This window comes from Furfurilactobacillus curtus (genome assembly GCF_045862785.1).
GTDB classification, from domain to species: Bacteria; Bacillota; Bacilli; order Lactobacillales; family Lactobacillaceae; genus Furfurilactobacillus; species Furfurilactobacillus curtus.
The window spans coordinates 57,067-80,730 of record NZ_BQXO01000002.1 but is presented as its reverse complement, the minus strand read 5'-3'; the positions used below and the strand labels follow the sequence as shown (position 1 = coordinate 80,730).

At 43.2% G+C, this 23,664-nt stretch carries 17 protein-coding genes and 1 riboswitch; of the genes, 3 read left to right on the top strand and 14 right to left on the bottom strand.

Features of this window, described 5'->3' with window-relative positions:
- Positions 1-15: 15 nt before the first annotated feature.
- The 5 genes from ACKTR2_RS03470 to ACKTR2_RS03450 form a co-directional block, all read right to left on the bottom strand.
- On the bottom strand, positions 16-798 hold the full coding sequence (locus ACKTR2_RS03470; protein ID WP_407882633.1) for an ABC transporter ATP-binding protein: 783 nt from the start codon (positions 796-798) through the stop codon (positions 16-18).
- Between the two features lie 18 nt (positions 799-816).
- Positions 817-2,559, bottom strand: coding sequence for an ABC transporter permease subunit (locus ACKTR2_RS03465; RefSeq protein WP_407882632.1), 1,743 nt, complete (start codon positions 2,557-2,559; stop codon positions 817-819).
- 225 nt (positions 2,560-2,784) lie between these two features.
- A riboswitch (M-box (ykoK) riboswitch) is annotated at positions 2,785-2,947 on the bottom strand.
- Positions 2,948-3,095: 148 nt separating this feature from the next.
- On the bottom strand, positions 3,096-4,247 hold the full coding sequence (locus ACKTR2_RS03460; protein WP_407882631.1) for an FtsW/RodA/SpoVE family cell cycle protein: 1,152 nt from the start codon (positions 4,245-4,247) through the stop codon (positions 3,096-3,098).
- 20 nt (positions 4,248-4,267) lie between these two features.
- Positions 4,268-5,476 (bottom strand): FtsW/RodA/SpoVE family cell cycle protein, encoded by a 1,209-nt coding sequence (locus tag ACKTR2_RS03455; protein ID WP_407882630.1) that lies wholly within the window; start codon positions 5,474-5,476, stop codon positions 4,268-4,270.
- A 279-nt stretch (positions 5,477-5,755) separates the two neighbouring features.
- Positions 5,756-8,452, bottom strand: a complete 2,697-nt coding sequence (locus ACKTR2_RS03450) for a YhgE/Pip family protein (RefSeq protein ID WP_407882629.1) — start codon at positions 8,450-8,452, stop codon at positions 5,756-5,758.
- A 169-nt stretch (positions 8,453-8,621) separates the two neighbouring features.
- On the opposite strand from ACKTR2_RS03450, the gene ACKTR2_RS03445 reads away from it, so the two are divergent.
- Positions 8,622-9,083 (top strand): MarR family winged helix-turn-helix transcriptional regulator, encoded by a 462-nt coding sequence (locus ACKTR2_RS03445; protein WP_407882628.1) that lies wholly within the window; start codon positions 8,622-8,624, stop codon positions 9,081-9,083.
- A 148-nt stretch (positions 9,084-9,231) separates the two neighbouring features.
- Here ACKTR2_RS03445 and ACKTR2_RS03440 read toward each other — a convergent pair whose 3' ends face one another.
- From ACKTR2_RS03440 to coaBC, 6 genes are all read right to left on the bottom strand, one after another.
- On the bottom strand, positions 9,232-10,872 hold the full coding sequence (locus ACKTR2_RS03440) for a peptide ABC transporter substrate-binding protein (protein ID WP_407882627.1): 1,641 nt from the start codon (positions 10,870-10,872) through the stop codon (positions 9,232-9,234).
- A 569-nt stretch (positions 10,873-11,441) separates the two neighbouring features.
- Positions 11,442-12,590: a serine hydrolase domain-containing protein gene (locus tag ACKTR2_RS03435; RefSeq protein ID WP_407882626.1), complete on the bottom strand. Its 1,149-nt coding sequence runs from the start codon at positions 12,588-12,590 to the stop codon at positions 11,442-11,444.
- A gap of 261 nt (positions 12,591-12,851) precedes the next feature.
- The gene (gene mnmG, locus ACKTR2_RS03430) at positions 12,852-14,768 is read right to left on the bottom strand and encodes a tRNA uridine-5-carboxymethylaminomethyl(34) synthesis enzyme MnmG (RefSeq protein ID WP_407882625.1); all 1,917 of its coding nucleotides are present in this window, start codon (positions 14,766-14,768) and stop codon (positions 12,852-12,854) included.
- 59 nt (positions 14,769-14,827) lie between these two features.
- Positions 14,828-16,219 carry a tRNA uridine-5-carboxymethylaminomethyl(34) synthesis GTPase MnmE gene (gene mnmE, locus ACKTR2_RS03425; protein WP_407882624.1) on the bottom strand — a complete coding sequence of 464 codons (1,392 nt, stop codon included), beginning with the start codon at positions 16,217-16,219 and terminating at the stop codon, positions 14,828-14,830.
- Positions 16,220-16,667: 448 nt separating this feature from the next.
- Complete coding sequence (gene jag, locus ACKTR2_RS03420; protein WP_407882623.1) at positions 16,668-17,564, bottom strand: RNA-binding cell elongation regulator Jag/EloR; 897 nt, start codon at positions 17,562-17,564, stop codon at positions 16,668-16,670.
- 80 nt (positions 17,565-17,644) lie between these two features.
- Complete coding sequence (gene coaBC / locus ACKTR2_RS03415; protein WP_407882622.1) at positions 17,645-18,847, bottom strand: bifunctional phosphopantothenoylcysteine decarboxylase/phosphopantothenate--cysteine ligase CoaBC; 1,203 nt, start codon at positions 18,845-18,847, stop codon at positions 17,645-17,647.
- Positions 18,848-19,509: 662 nt separating this feature from the next.
- Between coaBC and ACKTR2_RS03410 the strand changes: the two genes are divergently transcribed.
- On the top strand, positions 19,510-19,983 hold the full coding sequence (locus ACKTR2_RS03410) for a MarR family winged helix-turn-helix transcriptional regulator (protein ID WP_407882621.1): 474 nt from the start codon (positions 19,510-19,512) through the stop codon (positions 19,981-19,983).
- A gap of 100 nt (positions 19,984-20,083) precedes the next feature.
- Here the strand turns inward: ACKTR2_RS03410 and ACKTR2_RS03405 are convergent, their stop codons facing one another.
- The 3 genes from ACKTR2_RS03405 to rpmH all read right to left on the bottom strand — a co-directional run bounded on the left by ACKTR2_RS03405 (position 20,084) and on the right by rpmH (position 21,535).
- Positions 20,084-20,935 carry a YidC/Oxa1 family membrane protein insertase gene (locus ACKTR2_RS03405; protein ID WP_407882620.1) on the bottom strand — a complete coding sequence of 284 codons (852 nt, stop codon included), beginning with the start codon at positions 20,933-20,935 and terminating at the stop codon, positions 20,084-20,086.
- 42 nt (positions 20,936-20,977) lie between these two features.
- Positions 20,978-21,322, bottom strand: a complete 345-nt coding sequence (gene rnpA / locus ACKTR2_RS03400; protein WP_407882619.1) for a ribonuclease P protein component — start codon at positions 21,320-21,322, stop codon at positions 20,978-20,980.
- 78 nt (positions 21,323-21,400) lie between these two features.
- On the bottom strand, positions 21,401-21,535 hold the full coding sequence (gene rpmH / locus ACKTR2_RS03395; protein ID WP_002828338.1) for a 50S ribosomal protein L34: 135 nt from the start codon (positions 21,533-21,535) through the stop codon (positions 21,401-21,403).
- Between the two features lie 629 nt (positions 21,536-22,164).
- On the opposite strand from rpmH, the gene dnaA reads away from it, so the two are divergent.
- Entirely contained in the window at positions 22,165-23,505 is a 1,341-nt protein-coding gene (gene dnaA, locus ACKTR2_RS03390) for a chromosomal replication initiator protein DnaA (RefSeq protein WP_407882618.1), read from the top strand.
- Positions 23,506-23,664: the final 159 nt, after the last annotated feature.

Below are 23,664 nucleotides of genomic sequence, written 5' to 3'. Positions count from 1 at the left end.
CCAATTCCCCCGTTCTTATTCGGACTGCATATCGTGTTTAAATTGATTCGTGATTTCAATCGTTTTCTGCATAATTTGTTGCATTGTCCGTTCGTTTCTAGGTTGATTGAGATAATAAACTCGCACAACCTCACCCGGTGTGCCACCTAAAACATAGACCACGTCCGATAATCGCACCGCTTCTTCGATATTGTGGGTCACCATAATAATGGATTGGGTTTGAAGTAAATTTTGCTCCCACAATCGAATGAAGTCTTGGCTGAGCTGCTGACCGATTAATACATCTAATGCGGAAAACGGCTCATCAAGTAAAAGTAAGTCTGGATTTACAGCTAATGCTCGGGCAAACCCCACGCGTTGCTTCATGCCGCCTGATAACTCATGAGGGTAAACATCGTCCAATCCAACTAAACCAATCAATTCGATTAGCTGTGTTACGCGGTCATTAATCGCTTGCCTACTTAACCCTGGTTGTCCCTCCAAACCAAAGGAAATGTTTTTGCGTACGGTTAACCAAGGAAAGAGTGCAAAATTTTGAAACACCATACTCATTCGGCGACTGGGTTCAGTTACAAGTTGATGCTCAAAGGTCACAACACCAGATGTGGGCTGCATCAGCCCAGCAATCATGCGCAATAGCGTTGACTTACCGACACCTGAATGACCTAAAATACTGACAAATTGATGTCCTGACACCTGTAGACAGATATTATTTAAGACCGTTTTTTCCGCTGCCTGTTCCCGTTGAACAAACGTTTTTGACACGCGTTCCACTGTTAATAAAACATCGTTTTTCATTGCAAACACCCTCCTTACTCAATAATGGAATCGTCGTTCGGCAAACCGATACAGCGGCTGCCAAACAAAGATGACGCAAAGGCCAACCATGCCACAGATAATCAAGACACCGGTTGCCTCAGCTGGTTTATTATCAACATTTTTGGCAACGTAAGCACCCAGACCGGAAATGGCATATGTTTTAGTGCCCCATGTAATTAACTCAGCGGCAATATCCGCATTCCAAGCAGCTCCAGCAGCGTTAATAATCGCTGTAATGAGATAAGGAAAGATGGATGGAATGAGAAATTGGATCCACCATCGCCAACCGGTTAAGTGAAAAACATGGGTGACCTCATGAATGTCATTTGGAATCGCAAGATAGCCAGCAATGACATTAAAGAAGAAATACCACTGCGTCCCAGTCATGATCAGTGGCAACACCCACCATTGATGGCTAGAACCAGTTACCGCAATGATGACAACCACGATCGGTACATAGACATCAGATGGAATTGAACCAACCACTTGTCCGATTGGTTGCATACGGCTCAACCGGGTAGGCGTACTGGCTACCCAAATCGCCAACGGAATGAAAATCACCGCGGACATAATCACAGCTAACACGACGCGTCCTGTTGTCAGCAGTGTCCAATCAAGCAAGGTTTGCCATTTAGGCCAGTCTAAATAGCCAGCCAAAAAAACAGCCAACCAAGTTATTAACCCGGTTAAAACGCCATACCATAAGATCGTCCACAGTGTCGCTAACCTTTTCAAACGACGAATTGTTCTTGTAATCTGCCTCATGATCCAAGTTTGCGGTAGCGTGAATAGCCACCAGGTTCTGATTGATCGGCCCAAACGTTGGCTGTCGCTTGGTAACTTGGCCCCCTTCAATAAATCATAAATAGCTGATTGCGGGGAAAATGATTCCGCACTACTAGTGCCGTATTTGTAGTTGGCTGTCGCTTTAATCAAAGGCTGAAAAATGAGCACATTTACGACCAAAACACAAATGACCATCGCTGCAACTGCACTTAGAACCGCGCCAAAATTAGATCGATCTAAAGCAATCTGTAAATAAGAACCAATCCCCGGTAAAATGAATGTTTCTGTTCGCGGCACCGCAACCGATGCTTGTTCGCAGGCAACAAGAGCAAACCAAGCGGCCGATTGAGAAATGACGACATTCCATAAAATTCCCGGTGTCGCATAAGGTAACTCCAATCGCCAAAAACGTTGCCACTGATTACAACCAAATTGATCAGTTACCTCCAGAAGCTCATGTGGAGTCACCCGTAGCGATTGATAAAGCGATAGCATGATGTTCCATGCCTGAGCGGTAAAAACACCAAAGGTCGCGACAGCTTCCACACCGAGGACATTATTGGGAAACAATCCCATGAACCACGCTGTGGTGAATGTTAAAAAACCTAACAGCGGAACGGATTCCAATAAATTAACTAATGGCAAAATGACGTGCCGAGCCGGCTTGCATCGCGCTGCCAGAACACCAAAGATAATTGAGAATAATAGTGACCAAATTAGGCCGATAAACAATCGTGTCGTCGTTCTCAACGAGGCTTCTGCTAAATTGGCTAAGGTAAAGTAGCTGCCCTGCCGCACCGTATCTAAATAATGTTGTGTAGGTAACTGACCTAATGGAACGTCCATTCGAGCCACACACCAGCCCACCATGACTAGCAGCCCCATACTAATCCCAAGCAAAACAAATGTACCCGCAGCGGAGTGCCTTTTTTTGGTTTCTTGTAATCTCATCATGATAATTCCCTTCTTTCGCTAAGCTCCGCTTGGGTGAGACAAAAACTCACGGAAAAACAGGCCAGGTGTTGTTCAAGTACTAGTAGAGACTCAGCCATTCATGGACTGTGACACTGGCCAAGTCTCAGCTAGGCACAAGCAACCGACCCGTCTAGCCAAACAAAAACGACCCATCAGCAACAACTAGCTGATGAGTCGTAAAACAAAAATGGACCGCGATATCTAAACCAGCGCATTCATTGAGTTTTAGCACTTTAAGACGTAAGACATGTCTAGTTATCTTGAAAAAGCCTTAATTCGGCAATTTCTGCTTTACTCATTACTGTCTCTCGACATTTCTGGGCGATAACCTATGTTCTTAAAGTAACCTCACCTAATTGCAACCTAATAATTATTGATTCCGGAATCAACAGCCCCATCCTAATGCCGTAAAAATTGACCGTCAACGGCAAACGCCAAAATCGTGCCCAAATTTACCAATTATTTACTTTTTCTTTATAATTACTATAATTAAATAATTATGAAAATTTAGCTGCTCACCATTTAGTATTGCCCGATTTAAGCCGATAATGCCGGGATATATTGAGGGCAATGCCAATGCCACCAGCTAACGCAAGTGTTGAAGAGCCGCCGTAACTAATGAATGGCAATGTAACACCGGTTATTGGCAGGGCACCGATAACCCCGCCGGCATTAAATAACGTTTGGACTGTGATCCAAGTGCCAAAACCAAAACAAAAGCATCGTTCAAATATCGTCGATGATCGATTCCCCAACCGAATCAGATGACCGACAAGTACCCCCAAAATAATTAATATGATCAAGACTGTAACGGCGCCCAACTCCTCGCTAATCACAGCAAGAATAAAATCTGTATTAGGCTCAGGTAAATAGCCTTGCTTTTGAATACCTGCACCTAATCCGCAGCCAAACAAGCCGCCATTACTAACTGCCAAGTAGGAATTAACTAACTGATTACCGATCGTGCGTCGCGTACCAAATGGATCAACAAAGGCGGCAAACCGTTGTAATTGGTAATGATGTAACCAAAAAGCACTGTGTACGTTCACATGATCTAAAACCACGATCATGACGATATACATCGCGAATAAACCACTGATAATCACGGTTGGTGCATGTCGCCATTGTCCACTCGCCAGAACCATAATTAAAATACAACTCATGTTAATGGCAAAACCGCCTGTTTCCGGTTGAGCCAATACAAGCAATCCTTGAATAAAAAGTAGTATCAAGGCTGGTTTTACATGATGCCAATAATGTTGTTGATTTGAAGCAAGATGGCTACTCAAATAATTCGCAAAAAAAATAATAATAAAGAGTTTTAAAAACTCCTCAGGTTGTACATTGATGGGACCAATCATCAGCCAACTTTTAGCCCCGTTGACAGTCCCACCGACAAGCAACACTAAAATAAGCGTCCCCGTCACCACCGCCGCAAAACCTAACAGTACGTGCCAAGATCGAAGTACTTGTAATTTAATCGCGTAACCACCACTTGCCACGCCAAATCCTAACAACACATAAAAGACTTGTTTATGTAGGGCCGCCGTTGCTAGATTTAAGCCACCAATATTGACGCTGGCCGAATAAACCATCACAATACCAATCAGGCTCAATACCACGTAAGGGATCGCAATCCATAAATCAAGCTGTGCCTTTTTACCCATTTTCCAACCTCCTCAACCGTTTAACGAAACTTCCCTGGCGTGGCGAAAATGGAGCGAACATCTGGGTATTGAGTAGATAAAACAAGGCCAATCCCAATGAAGTTCCCAATCAATGCTGATCCTCCTTGACTGATAAAGGGGAGCGGAATCCCAGTTAAGGGCAACAAACCAATGGTCATGCCGATGTTTTCAAAAGTATGAAATAACAGCATTGACACCACTCCAGTAGCAACATAGACATAAAAGAGGCGCTTACTAACTAGTGCGGAGCGAATAATCAGATAAAACAAATACATAAAAATCATTAACAAACCGAGCCCGCCAATAAAGCCTGTTACTTCACCAACAACCGAAAAAATCATGTCAGATTCTCTAACAGGCACATAGACGAGATGGTGAACACCGCTACCCCATACACCACCAGAACCGATCGCTTTAATACTTTGCCATAACTGATAGCTCTGATTAGCCTGATCACCACTGGGGTTTAGCCAAGCATTTATTCGGGCAAATTGATATGGCTGAAAACCCACATAACTTAACAGTTGTTGCCCACGATTAGACGTGGCCGCCCATAGCAACAATGCTCCGATAGTGCCGCCAATTAGTCCCAGTCGCCATAAAAATTTAGGTCGACATTGAGATATGATGAGAAAACCAACGAACATCGCCATAAAGACCATCGTAGTGCCAAAGTCGTTAATCAGCTTTAGCATTACAATAACCGGTAATGTATATAAAACCATGACACCTAGGAGGTGCCAGTCATCTGCTGAACTAAGATGAGGCCCGTTATGATGATCCTTAACTAATAGGCGTGCCATCATCAAAATGAAGACTGGTTTCATGACTTCTGCTGGTTGAAAGGTCACCGGACCAAAGGCAAACCAACTTTTAGCGCCGGTTTGCACAAAATAGGCGCGACTATAAAAAAATAAAACCAATACTAGTAAGGCCAAACCACAAAAATAACCAAGCGGCGCCCACCGAGTTAATTGTGTCTCACTCAACCGCATGACAATCGCTGCAACGCTGGCTCCTAAGACGTACCACACTCCTTGCATAAGCAATGTTTTGCTGACGCTAATTGGTCTAAGGTCGTGCAGACAAGCAACATAAAGCGTCGCCATACTTACCACAAAAAGCAGTAACAAACACAAGACAATTCCCCATCCATAGTTACCTACCTGTTCATTACTGACCGAGTGAATCATATACTTCGGCTTCATCTCATCACTCCTTATAAAGATTTATCTAATAATTAAAATAACGTAATTATTATGTATAAGAAAGCAAACAAATTCAGCACTTGTGGCAATTTATTTAACGTTTATTAAACCGCGTAACCAGATCATAACTTCTGTTCCAGATTTGTTTTTTCATTCATTACTTAAAACTAATCAAATAACACCTTGAATCAGAAAAAAAACTGGCTGCTTCCCGAAGTGGGAAACAGCCAGTTTTCAGCAAATTTCACTGATAAAAACTCATATTATATTTATCCGTCACTAGTCTTGCACTGCTTCAGGTTCAGTCACTCGATCGTGATTAAACGTTAATAGGAGACCTAAACCAAAGATGATGATAAAGCCAACTAACATCAAAATACTGGATGAAATATTAACTGCCAAACCATTGATGCTGTATGCTAGGCCTTGCAACAAGTATGTCCCCGGTAAACCTTTAGCCAAGAGCTGATACATCGTCGACAACATTGCGTTAGGCAGTAAACCACCAGAAATAATCAGTTGCAGGAATAACAGTAACCCAGTTAGTAACAATCCCCAAACATGTAACCAGCGGAATAATAACTCATTAATTACGGTAAAAGCTAAGCCACTAAGGATTAGTAGGACAATGGTTACCATGATATTAGCTAAAGTAGCCCCCATCAATTTTAAAACCAAGACCGTACCTACCGCTTGTAAAACAATTAAACCAGTAATTTTCAACCAGCGCATGCCCAAAGCTTGATCGGACGTTGCTGATCGTCGACGATCAGCAACGACGATAATCAACGCCCCGATAAATGAAATAAACAACGCCAGCATTGGTGCGAACACGGAAACTAACGGACCATTCAATGCATCGTGCTGCATTTGATTACTGATTGGCGTCACCATTTGTTTGACATTACCAGAACCACCATTAATCGTTTGTAGTTGGCGACTACCATCTGCCAATTTAAGATTTAATTGTCCTAAGCCACCATTTAGTTGACCCAAGCCATTGCCAAGCTGACCAGCACCATCATTCAATTGATTTGTACCTTGTCCTAACTGACCAGCGCCTGAGGTCAGTTTTGCTGCCCCATCATTTAGCTTGTCACTATTGGCCGTTAACTGCTGACCACCAGCAGCTGCTTGCTGAGCACCCACGGCTAGTTGATTTACCCCAGCAGTCAAAGTTGGCACCTGGTCATTCAATTGGGCCAAACCACCACTAACTGCTTGTGCACCATTCGTGAGCTTGCCATTCTGGGTAGCTAATTGATTAGACCCATCCGCTACCTGCTTGAGCCCATCACGTAGTTGACTCATCGCTTGGACAGCACCCATCGTATCTAATGAATTACCTTGGCGTGTAAGCGCGGTTTCAACCGTCACTAATCCATTTTGCAAGGTTGTAATCGCGGTCTGTGCGCCATTTAACACTGCAGGGGCACCTTGTTGCTCATCAGCAAGTTGGTTAATCCCTTGTTTAAGTCGGGCAATTTGTGGCGCGAGTCCACTGAGACCCTCCAATTGATTTTGAACGTCTTTCATTGGTTCCGAAATGCCTGACAGCGAGTTACCCGCTGCACCTAAACTCGCTTTCATTTGGAGTGCCGCGTTACCTCCCTCACTTAAACTTTGACCACTATTAGCCACAGAGGTCCCCACAGCCGTCAATTTACTGGATAGACTCAACAACTGGCCCATCAGCTGCGGGTCTTGCTTCATTGCAGCGAGTAAAGCCGGATTCTTCATGAGGGCTGGTATCATCGCTTTAATATCCGTTAAATTACGGCCAGCTACCGTCAATTGACTGGCAACAGAGGCCGAATTTCCGGTCGAAAACACCTTATCGTTAAGAACGCCTAAATTGGTACCAGCAGTTTGTAATTGCATACCAGCACCAGTTGCCGCGTCACGGACACTAAGTAAGTCTTGTTTCAACGCGCCTTCATCAAGATTAACTGTCGACCCATTGACACCTTGATTAAGCTCAGTAATTCCCTGTTTGACTTGAATAATACCATCGTTTATCCGGTTAAGATTCGGTTGTCCAGCGGCCAATTCTTGATTAATTTCACCGGCAGCACCTGCCAATGCGTCGCGAAGTTTAGCCGATCCGGCTAGCAACTGACCGTTTCCATTGTTGATCGCACTTACTCCATTGGTGTACGCGTTAATACCATTGGCCAGTTGTCCGCTACCTGCTGCTAATTGACTTACGCCAACACCTAAGGGTCCTGTCGCCTGATTAAGCGCACCTAGACCAGCCGCTAATTGATTATTACCTACTGCTAATTGACTCACACCAGCCGTATAAGTACCGATACCGCTAGCTAATTGTTCACTCCCTGCTTTAAATGTCACCATGTTATCCGCCAGCAAACGTAATCCTTGACTAAGCTTTTGGCCGCCGGCGTCTAACTGATTGGCGCCATCACTGAGCTGTTGTGTGCCATGGTGAGCTTGTTTAATGCCCGATCCCATTTGTTTAACAACCCCTAGCAATGCTTGATCATAAGAAACTTGCACATTTTGAATCACATTGCCGCGAATGGTATCGGCGACTTGTTTGGTAATCATGTGTGAAGCGAAGTTATTATGATCTGACAACGCCACTTGAATTTCACTTTGGCGTGGATGACGGTTTAAAACCGACGTCACATTTTTGGAAAAATTTTTAGGTAACGTCAATTTCATTAAATAGTGTCCTTGACGCAATTCCCGATTCGCCTTGGCTTCAGTAACAAAATGCCAATGCACCGTATGATTTTTTACCAATTGTTTTTGGACGGCACTCCCAATCGCAACTTGTTTTCCTTTAAAGTCGGCCGCCTTATCGTGGTCAACTAAGGCCACGTCGATATGTTGTAACTCATGGACTTGTTCATACTTTACTAAGCTAAGTGATACAGCTAGCAGGCCTAATGGCAAGCCAATTGTTAGAAGGCCTAATTTGACCCAATGTGACATTGATTTCATTTTTGACATCTCAAACGCCCCTTGTTAATGTATGGTGTATACGGTATATGGCATATACTATTTGAATGAGTATCACTATCTACTTTTCCAATAGCTATGTCAAGTACCGTTTGCTGATGTTAGAATGGCAATATCATAAACGACAATAAATTAAAAAATAACGAGGCTTGTTAACGACATGGATAAACAGGCAATGTTAGAGCAATATATCTCGCTCTACATGACGACTTTTAAATATATTGGTGATCTCGTTTCCGAACCGATGAAAGAATATGGCATCTCTTTTGAGCAATTTTTAATGATGCGTGATCTTGCCAACGGTCAACAATTGGCTGTTTCAGAATTGGCCAAAAAACGTGGGGTAACCAAGGGGGCCATTTCCAGACAACTCAAAATATTAATGAATCAAAATTATGTTCTTCAAGCCAGAAGCGAAGTGGATCGTCGCATTTTTTATTTACATCTCACATCGACTGGTGAAGCACTCACCGTGAAAATTAACGCCGTTATTTTACAACGTTTCTCCAACTGGTTAGACATTATCGGTGAACACGATGCCAATGAATTACGCCGGATTATGGACCGGGTCGGTCATGACATCATTGAGCAAGAGCAAGACGATCCAACACCAAAAAACTAAGCCAAATTAACTCAGAGTGCAGTCAGCCGCTTCGATTCCGAGCACTAGCAAGGATCAGGCTGACGCAGCTCACCAAAAATGACGTCATTTCCTGAATTTCTTTGGAAATGGCGTCATCTTTAATTATACTTCGATACAATTTTGCTCGCTATTTTTTAAAGTAAGCGTTCGTAAAATCTAGTATTTGTCCGAATGAATGGGTCTGAATGCCTTTCACCTGTGGATTTATGAGATAACTATTGGCAGAATGATACAGCGGAATTACAACAGCATCATTGAGCAAAATTTGTTGCGCCTGCTTAAGGTCTTGATAACGTTTGGACGCGTTCGCCGCGTCCTTGCCTTCAGCATCTTTGATGAGCCGATCATATGTTGGATTGCTGTAGCCACCATGATCGTGCGCGTAGCCAGTTGTAAATTGTTCCAACACGACTGCTGGATCGGCCTCTGCTTCCCAACCGCCTGTCGTAAGTTGGAAGTTATAAGACATCAACGAAGCAAACAAATTCTTAGCTGGAATGTTTTGCGTCTCGATTTTGACGCCAGGAAGATTTTTCGACAATGTTGATTGCAAATACTCAGTCACCCGTTTGCCAGTATCAGTATCTGCACTCTGCAGCTTTAACGTAAATGTCTTTTGGTGCAACTGATCTTGCGCTAATTTCAAATAGTGACGGGCCTTGGTCCGATTGTAATAGGTTTCCTTACCTAACTCATCATTAATATCCTTCCCTGTTTTCGGATTAACCGTGTTTCCTCGGGCTAGGTAGCCTGTATTAGGTGTTGAACCATCTTGTAAAATGTCTTGAGTAAACTGTTGACGATTAACCGCATAGAAGAGTGCTTTTCGGAAATTACGATTAGCCAATTCAGGATGTTGCTCATTAGTTAAATCAATTTCGATATTCGACACCCCATACGTCGAAACCTTTTTATAACCAGGTTTATTTTGATACTGTTTAACAAAATCACCAGATAATGGGATCACATCGGCCGCTTTGCTGTTGTATAAATCGGTCGCGCTTGAGGTGCTCTTAACCACGGACTCATTAATCCGCGCCAAGTGGACCTTTTTTGCACCATAGTAATCTGGATTTTTTACATAATGCCATTTTAGACTCGTACTCGTCCAATCTTTCAATTCAAACGGTCCATTAGCAAGCATATACTTAGCCGAACTGCCGTATTTCTTACCTGCCTTTTCAACGAAGGCCTTATTCTGTGGGAAGAAATTTGTTTCCGTCAAACTATTGAGGAAGTATGGGTTCGCTGTCGCCAATTTAACCGTTAACTCATACTTGCCATGCGCCGCCACCCCTAACTCACGAACTGGTTTCTTTCCCAGCGAAATGTCTTTGGCATTCGCAATATCAAAAAATTTGGAGGCACTCTGCGAAGCCGTCTTAGGATTAACCACCCGCTGCCATGCGTAGACAAAATCGGCCGCAGTTACTGGCGTTCCATTACTCCATTTAGCATTATGGCGCAGGTGAATCGTGTAGGTGAGCCCGTCATGGCTGATTGTAGGTAACTTAGTCGCAATCGCTGGGATAATCTTATTCTTGTTACCAAGTTGATAAAGTCCTTGTTGGAAATTATAAATTTGATCATCACTAACCACATCGTAACTCTTGGCCGAGTCAATGGTCGGAACTTCAGCCGCCACGACTACTTTCAATATTTGATGCTTAGTAGCTTGCGCTGCTGGCTGTTTATTTCCACAAGCTGCTGTCACCGTTAATAAGACAGCCGAAGCGGAAATTAAAGCCAATAATTTTGTTTGTTTCATCTTAAAAATTCCCCCGTTTTGATTAACTCATGTGCCAATTACCTCGCCTGACACATATAAGTCACCCCACCGGCCGTTGTTCGCAAATCATGTGATTGTTGCATGAATCTGACCTCCCTCTAATTAACAGTCATCACCAAGCAAAAAATCAGGGCGAAACACGTTTGCACCTTATCAAGCTCGACATAAAAACAGAACAGCGCAGAACAAAAAAAGCACTTCTCCAATCAGAGAAGTGCTTTCACACGGTACCATTCTACAATTCGCTCCTATTTTCACAGAAACGCTCGCCAACCATCAACAATTAAGTAATGGTGTGCATTGATAATGGTTGCCGCCCCATGTAGTTACTCATGCAACTACAAACGATCATAAAGCCATTGGTACTAGCGCGCTTCTGGCATCACTTTCACCAAGTGTGATGCTCGCTGCACGGAAGACTTGCACGTTCCCGCCCTAATCATTTCGCCTGCTGATAAACTTGTTGACATTATTTCTACGCTAATTGTTTTATCATGTCAAGCTCATTTTAAATTAATGTTTTTTCTTCAGTCGCAATCAAGCGTTTCTTACCACTGGTGAAAAGCCTCCATCTGACTCAAATGATAGAAAAACATTTGGTCCTGCCCTTTAGGACGCCAAAGATTGCTAAGCAGCACAAGTCCATTTTGACCATCATTTGAGATGACAAACATGTCGGAAAATCCGTAACCAATGCCATTAGCAATGGTATAACCTGTTGGCCTATTGTAAACACCACCGCCATAACTACTAGTGCTACCAGGCGTTCTTAATTGGTTAACATCTGCCGTTGATACAATTCGTCCTGTGCAAATAGCCGCTTCTGCGCGAAATAAATCTAAAGGAGACATGTACAAATTTCCAGAACCTAATTCACGTGTCTGTTTTCCTGCCGTAAAGTCTGTCGCTTTCGTCCGTCGATATTCAATGGCATTGGTTTTAGGATTCCCTGCATACCCAACTGCTAGTCTCGGTGACTTAGTGAGGCTCTGCTGGTAACTAAATGAAGTTTGCCTTAAAGCTAGTGGTTTAACAAATTCATGTTCATACCACCATTGATAATCATGTCCCGTTTTTTTTTGAATAATACCACAAAGTAAATTGTAATTAATTGACTGGTAGTCCCACTTGCCAGATTTAGCCGCATTAAATATTAAGTGTTGCGATAGATAAGTCGCCTCTTTAGCGGCAGGCAAAGCCTTTTTAGTTGTAGCAGTAGGCCCTTCTAGTCCAGTCGTCATATCCAGCATTTGTCGAATTGTGATATTTTTAGCGTTTGGCACTTTGGGATACCATTGGCTTAGCCGATCTGTCATATTTAGCTGACCATTAGCGATCACCTTCATTACAATCGCTGCCGTCATCGATTTTTGTGTCGAATTAATCAAATATTGTGTTCTAGTGGTATTTTTAATTTTTTTAGCCACATTGGCATACCCTGAAGCTTGATAGTAGACCACCTGGCCATGACGAACCATTAAAGCAGTTCCTACCCAGTTATTTTGCTGCAATAATTGTTTAAACTTAGCTACTTGCTGCGGCACCGTTAATTGTGGATTTGTTGGTTGTGGTGCCGTTGCTTGTGCTTGTTGTGTTTGGGTTGGACGATCAGCATGCACGACAACCACTCCAGCCTTGCCACTTGACAACATCCCTATACCTATCAGTCCGATGGCTAAGCTTTTTTTGATCGACATATGTAATCCCCGTTGTTTCACGTGAAACCAAAATGCTGGTTGCACTTAATTTTAACTAAATTATCCATGCTATAAACTTAAGCATCAAGTAATGCTTTGATTAATGTACAACAAAAAGTATATCATTTTTATTTTAACGATCATAATAAACTGATAGTGATTATGGCTAGCTAGGCCAAGGAAGCAAACACAAAAAGGCATCTCAATTTCCAAACGGAAACGAGACACCACTATAACAATGTTATTAATCTATGAATCTTGCTACTTCGCAACTTTAGCAATCCGTCCCTGTTCAATATAAACAGAGAGAATCGCAATGTCTGCGGGGTTGACCCCTGAAATCCGACTCGCTTGAGCCAGTGTTTCTGGCTGAATTTTCAGTAACTTCTGCCGACCTTCAGTGGCTAATCCCTCAATTGCTTCATAATCGATATTAGCAGGAATGGCTTTAGCTTCCATGCGCTTTAACTTGGCGATTTTTTCCTCGGCCTTTTTGATGTAACCAGCATACTTTAATTCGATCTCAACTTGCTCGATCACCCGATGATCCAATGGCTGATCTGGTTCAGGAATAAATTGTAACAAGTCTTGATAAGTGACTTCTGGTCGCCGTAAAAAGTCGGCCGCCAACACGCCATCTTTTAATGGTGCGTCATCATGTTCAGCCAACCAAGCATTCACCTGAGGCGTAGGCTTTACACGGACCTGTTGCAGGCGTGTCAGTTCCGCATCAATCGCCGCCTGTTTCGCTTCAAATTGAGCAAAACGATCTTCACTAATTAAACCCAATTCGTGCCCCATCGCCGTTAAACGTAAGTCTGCATTATCATGCCGCAAAATCAATCGATATTCGGCCCGACTCGTTAATAGTCGATAAGGTTCTTTCGTACCCTTAGTCACCAAGTCGTCAATCATGACACCAATATAAGCATCAGACCGCTTTAACGTAAAGTCAGCTTGACCTAAGGCACGGCGACCCGCATTAATGCCGGCAATCAATCCTTGTCCGGCAGCCTCTTCATAGCCTGAGGTGCCATTCATCTGACCCGCGGTGTATAAATTCTTAATGAGCTTTGTTTCTAACGTATTCCGCAGTTGATACGGCGCGACCACGTCGTATTCGATCGCATAACCTGGACGCATCATTTCTGCATCTTCAAGCCCCTTAATCGAGTGAACAATCTGTTGCTGGATTTCCTCTGGCATCGAGGTTGACAACCCTTGAACATACCATTCATCTGTACGACGGCCTTCGGGTTCCAAAAATAATTGATGACGACTTTTGTCCGCAAAACGAACAATTTTGTCTTCAATCGATGGGCAATAACGTGGTCCAACCCCTTCGATGACACCAGAGAACATCGGAGCCCGCGATAAATTCTCACGAATAATGTCATGCGTATGTTCGTTGGTATAAGTCAACCAACAGCTTAACTGGTTCGCAACGGTTAAATAATTTGCATCTGGTGTCTCAAAACTAAAATGATTTGGCTGTTCATCACCAGGTTGCTCTTCGGTTTCATCATAGTGGATCGTCCCACCATCTACCCGCGGTGGCGTTCCCGTCTTAAATCGTTCCAAATCAAACCCTAACGCTTCGAGATTCTCCGATAATTCAATAGATGGTTGAGAATTATTCGGGCCTGATGAGTACATCAACTCGCCAATAATGATCTTACCGCGTGAGGCAGTCCCAGCAGTCAAAACAACGGATTTGGCACGATATTGAGCACCCGTTGCCGTTTGGACACCTTGACAGATACCATCTTCGACTAACAGTGAAGTAACGACACCTTGCCGCAAGGTTAAATTAGGTTCCTTTTCCATTGTTAGCTTCATTTCTTCATGATAAGCATGTTTATCAGCTTGCGCACGTAAAGCACGTACTGCCGGGCCTTTACCCGTGTTTAACATCCGCATCTGGACATACGTTTTGTCAATGTTATGTGCCATTTCGCCGCCTAGCGCATCAATTTCACGAACGACGATTCCCTTAGCCGGGCCACCTACTGATGGATTACATGGCATAAAAGCAACCATTTCCAATGAAATTGTCATTAATAATGTTTTATTACCCATTCGGGCAGCAGCTAGTGCTGCTTCAGAACCAGCATGACCAGCGCCGACAACAATCACATCGTAGGCGCCCGCCTGATATGGCTTTCCTTTTGAAATCATCTAGTTTACCCTTTCGCTTCCACGCCAATATTTAATCGAATTGTTTCATGTGAAACAGACTATTTTCCTAAACAAAATTGGGAAAACAATTGCGTTAACAATTCATCCTGAACTGAATCTCCTGTAATCTCGCCGAGCAAATCCCAGGCCCGTGTCATGTCAATTTGGACTAAATCAACTGGCATCCCTGCCGCAATGCCACTCATCACATCGTCTAATGCAGCTGATGCCTGCTTCAACAACCCAATGTGCCGCGCGTTAGTTACCATCACCGTCGTTTGACTATTTTCAATACCACCAAAAAATAGCGTGGCAATTTGATCTTCAAGTTGTGACAAGCCGTCATTCGTCAAAACAGAGGTTCCGATTACACTATCATCGCCGACGAGCATTTGTAAATTAGCTAAATCGACCTGTTGAGGAAGGTCCGTTTTATTTAAAATGACGATTCGTTTTTGACCAGTCGTTTCCTCAATCAGCTCGCGATCTTCACTCGTTAACGATTCACTACCATTGATGACTAGTAACGTTAAATCTGCAGTGGCAAGCGCTTGTTTAGATCGTTCAACACCAATTTTTTCGACTTTGTCATCTGTCTCATGAATTCCCGCGGTATCTACCAGCTTCAAGGGCACGCCCTTCACGTTGACATATTCTTCAATGACATCTCGCGTCGTTCCGGCCACGTCAGTCACGATTGCTTTGTCTTCATGAAGTAGATGATTTAGAAGACTCGATTTACCAACATTGGGTCGGCCGACAATCGCCGTTGCCAACCCTTCACGAAGTACCTTACCTTGCTGGGCCGTTTCTAACAGCTCACCAATGCGGACTTTCACATCTTGTGCTTTTTCCAACAATAACTTAGTGGTCATCGTTTCAACGTCGTCATATTCGGGATAGTCAATATTAACTTCTACCTGTGCTAAAACATCCAAGATATCTTGGCGTAACTGCCGAATCAAAGTTGACAAATTACCATCCAATTGGTTTAATGCCACTTTCATTGAACGGTCGGTCTTGGCCCGGATTAAATCCATCACGGCTTCGGCTTGGGACAAATCAATTCGTCCGTTTAAAAAAGCTCGTTTCGTGAATTCACCTGGTTCGGCTAACCGAGCACCATGACTTAGCAACAGTTGCAAAATACGATTTGTCGCCACAATCCCACCATGACAGTTGATTTCAATGACATCTTCTCTAGTAAACGTCTTGGGTGCCCGCATGACTGACACCATCACTTCGTCGACTTCTTCGTCAGTGTCCGGGTCAATAATATGTCCATAATTAATAGTATGACTCGCAACCTGCGCCAAATCACGTCCTTTAAAAACCCGCTGCGCAGTTGATAAAGCCGCTTCACCACTTAAACGTACAATTGAAATTGCCCCTTCACCAGGCGGCGTGGAAATCGCTGCGATCGTATCAAACTCAGTAATTGTTTGTGACATATTTCCTCGACTTCCTTATGTGACCTATTTCACGGCATAAAAAAAGTGCCACCTCACGCGTCGTTACACGTGAGCAAAGCACTTTGACTACTTTAACTCTAATCGTTTGTTTTGAATGTGTTCATCTTAAAAGCGTCGTTGCCATTTGTCAACTACTTCTGTTTTAGAACAGAGCGTGAGCCAGGCAGTTTTGAGTCCGAGCAACAACTGGCAATCACGGACGGGTGGGTTTTACCCGTTAGTGATTGTTGGTTGTGCACAGGACTCAGGCCTGGCGAGCGCGTTTACGCCAGAATATGAGTCATCACGGGTGATCTCGAGCAACAATGAACAATCGTAATTGGGCGCATTTCACCCGGTAGTGATTGCTGGTTGTGCACAGGACTCGGGTCTGGCGAGCGCGTTTACATCAGTAAGCAGAAATTCATATCATTTACCTTAAATCCGGCTACCGTGGTGAAATAACCACGGCCCGTCGTGGCTCACGGCCTTGCGAACTTGTGACCACATAATCATGGTGTGCTAACTCAGTATGAATCACCTTACGCTCAAAGGCTGGCATTGGATCAAGCAAAGCCGGTTCGCCACTCGCGATAACCTCACGCGCTGTGTTATCTGCCAAACGTCTTAAAGTATTAGCGCGTCGGTCTCGATAACCAGCTACATCAAGCAACAAATCAAAATGTTGAAGGCCCAAACGAAGCATGAACGTGGTTCCTAAAACTTGCAGGGCGTTTATCGTTCGCCCATGACGCCCAATCAAGAGACCTTCTTGTTGCGTTGTAAACGTCAAAATAGCGCTTCGATGATCTGCTTCAGCATCTACCTCAGCCTCAATGCCCATTTGATCTAGTAATGTTAGCAAATAATTGGCTAACGCTTCCATACTCTGATCCACTTTCGCTTGATTTGTCTGTTGGCGTTCCCGTAATGCTGCTGGCGACAATGGTGTTTGCGTTGGATGTGGATGATCACCTTCACGCCGGCGAACATCCGCTTGAGCGTCAACGTCCCGTTCTAACTCTTCAGCCCGTTTAGTTACTGCGGGGCGGGGCGGTCGAAGAGCATCACTAACTGAATGTTTAGTCGTCGGTCGAACGGCACTGACTCCTGCTGACTGGCTTGATATATCACTTGCTTCTTGAATGTCGGCACTTTGACTTAAATTAGTCACTTGAATGGGTTTAATCGTCAAATCCACAATTGCCGGTTGTTTAAGCCGTCCAAACCAACCGTGAACAGGTTCACTAATTACCGTCACCGTAACTTGATCCCGACTAATTTGAATCTTTTTCAATCCATTTTGAATGGCTGCTTCGACTGTTGCTCCTTGATACTGCGTCACGGTAATCCCTCCAAGTCTCAACCAAAAACTTGAGTTTATTGTAGCATGGACAACGAATGAAACTTAAAAAAATCATTTTTTTAAGGTAATAAAGGTAAAATTCGTTCAATCAAGGCTTCCGCCAAAGCGGTTTTACTCATCATCGGTAACGCTTCCGGTGCTTGATGAGGACGTAAAATTGTTACTTCATTTGTGTCAGCATTAAATCCACGATCTTTTTTAGAAACATCATTTGCCACCAACATCGCTAACTGCTTCTCAGTTAACTTGTGCGTGGCATTTTCAATTAATTGCTGTGTTTCAGCTGCAAACCCAACCATCACTTGTTGCTCACGCTGTCTGGCTAATGTTTTCAAAATGTCCGGATTTTTAATTAATGACAAGCTCATTCGATCATTGTCCGTCGTTTTTTTGATCTTTTGTTCGGCAACGGTTGCTGGACGAAAATCAGCAACTGCCGCCGCCATAATAATCACATCCAGTGTCGCAAATCGTTGCTGAATGGCCGTTAACATTTCTTGCGCACTTTCTACCTGCACTAATGTCACGCCTGCCGGAATTGCTCGATCATGAATCGTACTGACTAGAATGACTTTTGCTCCTTGATCGGCAGCAGCGCTCGCTAACGCATAGCCCATTTTGCCAGATGAATCATTGCTGATAAAACGAACTGGATCCAATCGCTCTTTAGTTCCGCCAGCAGTCACCAACACTGTCCGCCCCTGCAACTGACCATTCATTAAAGCAACTTGATGGCGGATAAAGTCAACAATCGTTGCTACTTCAGGTAAACGTCCGCGGCCGACATATCCTTCTGCCAACATCCCTACAGTGGGTTCCAAAATGATCACGCCATCTTGCCGCAACTGCGCTAAGTTGCGCTGTGTTGCAGGTGCCTGCCACATATGTTCATTCATTGCTGGAATAACTAATTTCGGAGCGGTGGTCGCTAACAAAGCAGCCGTCACTGCATCATCAGCGAGGCCATTAGCTAATTTAGCCAAGACGTTGGCCGTGGCCGGAACGACAACAGCTAAATCTGACCAATCAGCTAATTCGATATGCGGCACCAATTGGTTGGTGGCCTGGTCAAATAAGTCAACCAATACACGCTGTTTGGTCAAAACGGCAAATGTCTGAGGCGTGACAAATTCAGTCGCACTTTTGGTCATTACGACTCTCACCTTAGCGCCTTGTTTAATTAAGCCCCGAACAACCTCCGCCGCTTTATAGACAGCAATTCCGCCAGTAATATAGACAGCAATCTGTTTATCCTTTAACATCTTGTTTCCTCCGTATAAGCCTAATGAATTACCTTGCATATCAGAATCGCGCTAAATTACCGAATACAAGTAAAACAGTATTAATTAATCCAGCTAATGGCAAAATAAATTCAGTTGTTAACCCGTTGAGATAAATTGATTACGTTATGCTGATTATACCAAGCCACCGAAATTAACCCAAAGTTAACCACACACCCCCCATAAGGCCTGTCTGAACTAATGTCGTTATGGTCTTTGTTTTAACTAGCGCATTCATTTCTAAGAATGACGTCAAAAAAAGTGCTGAAACGGACTTCCTTTGTAGCAAGCTGCCCCGTTCAACGTTAATTTCCTCATAAGTGTATGTATCGTTCATAAACAAAACTACTGAAGATCGTTCAGGTTTATAATCAATCACCCAAAATTAAATTGCCCCATAGACAAATCGTCAACGAAAACGTCAATGTTAATAATAAGTTGTTCCGTTTTAGGTTCAAAATAGAAAATTATTCCCATTGAACGGTCAAATGTGATAATATTTGTTCTTGTCACACGTTTGTAAGGCAAGTCGTCTTGAACTATTAATAATCAGCGGCTATTCTTTAACCAACGTGATACTAAAAATACTTTTATTTTTTATAATATCTAGAGAATTTTCGTAAAAAGTTAGGAGTGCAATTCTATTGGCAAAAACAGTTCAACCTTCACAAGCTGACATCGATCGGCTGACCACATTACTTATCCATGGCCATTTAACCGACATTTACGCCTTGCAAAAAGTGAATGTAGGTGCCGCGAATTTAACTAAACTCAGTCTTCGCGATATTTTACTAATTACTGAAATTGGTCTCGAACCCAATGTTACTTCCTCAAAATTAAGTCGTATGTTTAGGATCTCTAGTCCTCTGTTATCGACTCGTATTACTGCACTGATGCGGCTTGAATTGGTACAACAATCTGAAGATTTAACTGATCGGCGAGTGCATAATTTAACGCTTCTGCCTAAGGGAACTGAAATCTTCGACGCTTGGTATGCTCGGCTGCAAGAATTAGCCAAACAAATTCTAACCGTCTTTCCGCGAGAAAATGTTGATAACCTAGAATCAAACATCGACTTCTTGCTCAACACTATTAACGGATACCTCAAAGATATCTAATAAACAATTTTTTAACAATTCCAGTAATGACTTAAACAAGTAGCCCCAACCTCCTAAAAAAGGAGGTTGGGGCTACTTGTTCAAGACTTATAAACCTCTGTTACCGCCGCCGAGAACGACGGGCTTTTTTAATTGCACGTTGACGCGCCTGCTCCTGCGCTTTTTTAGCAGCTTGTTTCGCAGCTCGTTCACGATTAATTTGCCAAGGATTCTGAATTAATAACGTCTGACCCGCTTGGAAAGCATTTGAAATCACCCAATATAACGACAACGCGGTTGGAACCGACAACGCGGTGAAGAAGATAATCACCGGCATCCCCCAGACCATGACAGCGTTCATTGAGTTAGTCTCTGGCTGACTCTTAACGCTTAACCAAGAACTCACCCAGGTGAATAATGCAGCTAAAATCGGCAAAATGAAGTATGGGTCTCGATCACCTAAGTGCATCCACAAGAAGTTCCCGGTCTTTAACACTTCAGTCCGATAAATTGCTTGATACAACGCCCAGATAACTGGCAATTGCACTAACATCGGCAAACAGCCTGAAACAGGATTATAGCCAACTTCTGCATATAATTTTCGCGTTTCTTCTTGCAATTTCTGTTGTGTTGCCGCATCTCGAGAAGAATACTTCTTCTGTAATGCAGATATTTGCGGTTGAATCTCTTGCATTTTCCGCATGGAACGCGTTTGATAAATCATTAACGGTAAGATAATAATTCGGATGATTAAGGTGATCCAAATGATCCCCATCCCATAGCCACCGAACTTACTTAGCCAGATAATAAATTGACTCATATTGTATAGGATCGTATGATCCCAAAAACCAGTACTATGACTTGTAATCGCTTGTTTTCCACACGCAGCTAGAAACAAACTGGCCGTGGCAATTAACGTTAATGCTAGTCCGCGACGGCTCTTTTTACTGGCTCGATGTTCGCGTTGTTTCACGATGTTTTCCTCATCTTTTAATTTTAAAGTCTAAATGGTTTTTTACTCAGCAGCTAGTAATTTGGCCAACCGTAATGCATGAACTAAATTTCGCTTGGTATCTACCATTGATAACCCATCGGCAGATGGTCTAGCAATCACTAAGAAATCAACGTCTTGGCGCAGCATTGGTTTTAACTCTAATAATGATTGACGAATGCGCCGCTTAACCCAGTTACGATGAACCGCGTTACCAATTTTCTTCCCAACCGAAATTCCCACTCGAAAATGCGGTTGTTGTGGCTTAGCTAAAGTATAGATAACAAATTGCCGGTTAGCCACGGAATTTCTGGTTTCAAAGACCGTTTGAAATTCACTTTCCTTTTTGATCCGGTAAGACTTTCTCACGGGTCCTCATCTCCTCCATGCCTTAAATCCAGTCAGTTAGAAATAAAAAAGGTCACTGAATAACTCAGTGGCCTGTTTTTATGCAGATAATACTTTTCTGCCCTTTTGGCGCCGACGTGCTAACACCTTACGGCCGTTACTTGTGCTCATCCGTTTCCGGAAACCGTGAACACGCTCGCGGTGACGTTTCTTCGGTTGGTAAGTTCTTTTCATGTGATTTGCACCTCCTTTATGGGATCGTCATGCCACAGATACCTGCGGGACGACCCACTCGGATATCCAGCGTTCTTGCTGACTGACCTAATTCAAAAATTAGCGCACGAAATAACTCGTGCAATTCTTAAACATAATATCATAGTCGACCTCGCTTGAAAACAATGAATTTTTGTTTTAACGATCTTGATTTTTAAAATCAGTCGATTAACCCGTTAAAGTTATCCACACCCCATCCACAAGTTCAGGGAAAACTACGGCTGCATTTTAACCAAAACACCGGATATCGACAAGCGAATCCACGAAATAACAGGCTGTTATTAAAGTTATCCACATGGTCGATTTTATTTGTGGATAACTTTTGTAAGGCCTTTATTCTCAGTCCTTTTTAATCACAACGGCCGGTGGAAAACTTGTTTCACAGCGACAAAATTCGCTGAATTCCCGCTCCTGTGGAAAACTAATCCCCTAGCCTGTGGAACATTTTCGATTTACCTGCCTCCACCTGTGGAAAACTTGTTTTCTTCATGCTAAAGTTGATTCTGCAGATTTTGATTTAGGCGAATTAGTCAGATGGTTTTCTTAATTCAATTTTATTCCGTCTGACATTATCTTTAGGAGGCATCGCTGTGGTTGACAAAGATACACTATGGGCCGGTTTGAAAAAAAGCTTTCAAGCTGATCTTTCTTCCGTAACCTACAACACATGGGTTGCATCGGCTGAGCCGATCTCATTTCAGGCACCACATTTCCGCCTACAAGTTCCTTCACAATTACATAAAGACTACTGGGAGCGCACATTAACGCCAAAGCTCGTTGAATTTGCGTATTCTGACTTTCAGGCAGAATTGGAACCTGAATACGTCATTGCCGGCCAAGTACCGGCTACGCCCGATCCTGAAACCACAATGACGCCTAAATCAGTCCCTACCAGCACGGTAAGACGGCAAAATTCACTTAATGATAAGTACACTTTTGACGCCTTCATTATTGGTAAAGGAAACGAAATGGCTAATGCGGCTGCCCAAGCAGTCTCTGAAGAACCTGGAACCCTCTACAATCCATTGTTTTTATATGGTGGCGTTGGCTTAGGCAAAACTCATTTGATGCAAGCAATTGGTCATGCCATGATCGCTGCCAACCCTAATACCAACGTCATGTATGTCACTAGTGAAGAATTTACCAATGATATGGTGATGTCCATTCGTGACAAGACCCAGGAACAATTCCGCCAGAAATACAGGTATGTTGACCTTTTACTGGTAGACGATATTCAATTTTTTGCCGATAAAGAAGGAACCCAAGAAGAATTCTTCCATACATTTGAACAGTTGTATAACAACAGCAAACAAATCGTACTTACCTCTGATCGTTTGCCAAATGATATTCCTAAGTTGCAAGATCGCTTAGTCAGTCGCTTTAAATGGGGACTGTCTGTTGATATCACTGCTCCGGATTTAGAAACTCGGATTGCCATTTTGCGTAATAAAGCTGATCGTGAACAGATCCAAATTCCTGATGACGCTCTAAGTATCATTGCCAGTCAGGTAAATAGTAATGTGCGTGAATTAGAAGGCGCATTAGCACGCGTCCAAGCTTATTCTAAATTACAACATCATGAGATTGATGAAGACTTGGTCCATAAGGCGTTGAAGAGTTTGAACCTAGAAAACAAACCAACTTTGACGATTGAATTAATTCAACAAAAAGTTGCTGCCTATTTCGATGTTAATGTCGTCGACTTAAAAGGCAAAAAGCGGATGAAAGAGATTGTAGTCCCGCGTCAAATTGCGATGTATTTAGCTCGCGAGCTGACCAATTCATCCTTGCCAAAAATCGGTAAGGCCTTTGGTGGCAAGGATCATACGACAGTATTACACTCGTGTGATAAGATTGCGGACGCGTTAACATCTGATCCAAAGTTATCTGAAAATATCCAACAGCTTAAAATTGAGATACAACGGCGTTAATAACTAGCGTATGATTAAAGTTGAGCTTTGCTTTGGCTGTGGAAAAGTCAGCAAAAAGGTGGGTTGTTTTCCTCGAGTTATCCACATGGGGAAAACTTAGGCTCATCAATTACTTTTCAGTTATCCACAGCTTCCACATGCTCTACTACTACTACTGTC

Excerpts from the sequence above, each read along its gene's own strand:
- mnmG (WP_407882625.1), bottom strand. The coding sequence starts at position 14,768 with ATGATTTCAAAAGGAAAGCCATATCAGGCGGGCGCCTACGATGTGATT.
- ACKTR2_RS03470 (WP_407882633.1), bottom strand. The coding sequence starts at position 798 with ATGAAAAACGATGTTTTATTAACAGTGGAACGCGTGTCAAAAACGTTT.
- ACKTR2_RS03460 (WP_407882631.1), bottom strand. The coding sequence starts at position 4,247 with ATGGGTAAAAAGGCACAGCTTGATTTATGGATTGCGATCCCTTACGTG.
- ACKTR2_RS03455 (WP_407882630.1), bottom strand. The coding sequence starts at position 5,476 with ATGAAGCCGAAGTATATGATTCACTCGGTCAGTAATGAACAGGTAGGT.
- rpmH (WP_002828338.1), bottom strand. The coding sequence starts at position 21,535 with ATGAAAAGAACTTACCAACCGAAGAAACGTCACCGCGAGCGTGTTCAC.
- ACKTR2_RS03465 (WP_407882632.1), bottom strand. The coding sequence starts at position 2,559 with ATGATGAGATTACAAGAAACCAAAAAAAGGCACTCCGCTGCGGGTACA.
- coaBC (WP_407882622.1), bottom strand. The coding sequence starts at position 18,847 with ATGTTAAAGGATAAACAGATTGCTGTCTATATTACTGGCGGAATTGCT.
- mnmE (WP_407882624.1), bottom strand. The coding sequence starts at position 16,219 with ATGTCACAAACAATTACTGAGTTTGATACGATCGCAGCGATTTCCACG.
- ACKTR2_RS03440 (WP_407882627.1), bottom strand. The coding sequence starts at position 10,872 with ATGAAACAAACAAAATTATTGGCTTTAATTTCCGCTTCGGCTGTCTTA.
- ACKTR2_RS03435 (WP_407882626.1), bottom strand. The coding sequence starts at position 12,590 with ATGTCGATCAAAAAAAGCTTAGCCATCGGACTGATAGGTATAGGGATG.
- ACKTR2_RS03450 (WP_407882629.1), bottom strand. The coding sequence starts at position 8,452 with ATGTCAAAAATGAAATCAATGTCACATTGGGTCAAATTAGGCCTTCTA.
- ACKTR2_RS03445 (WP_407882628.1), top strand. The coding sequence starts at position 8,622 with ATGGATAAACAGGCAATGTTAGAGCAATATATCTCGCTCTACATGACG.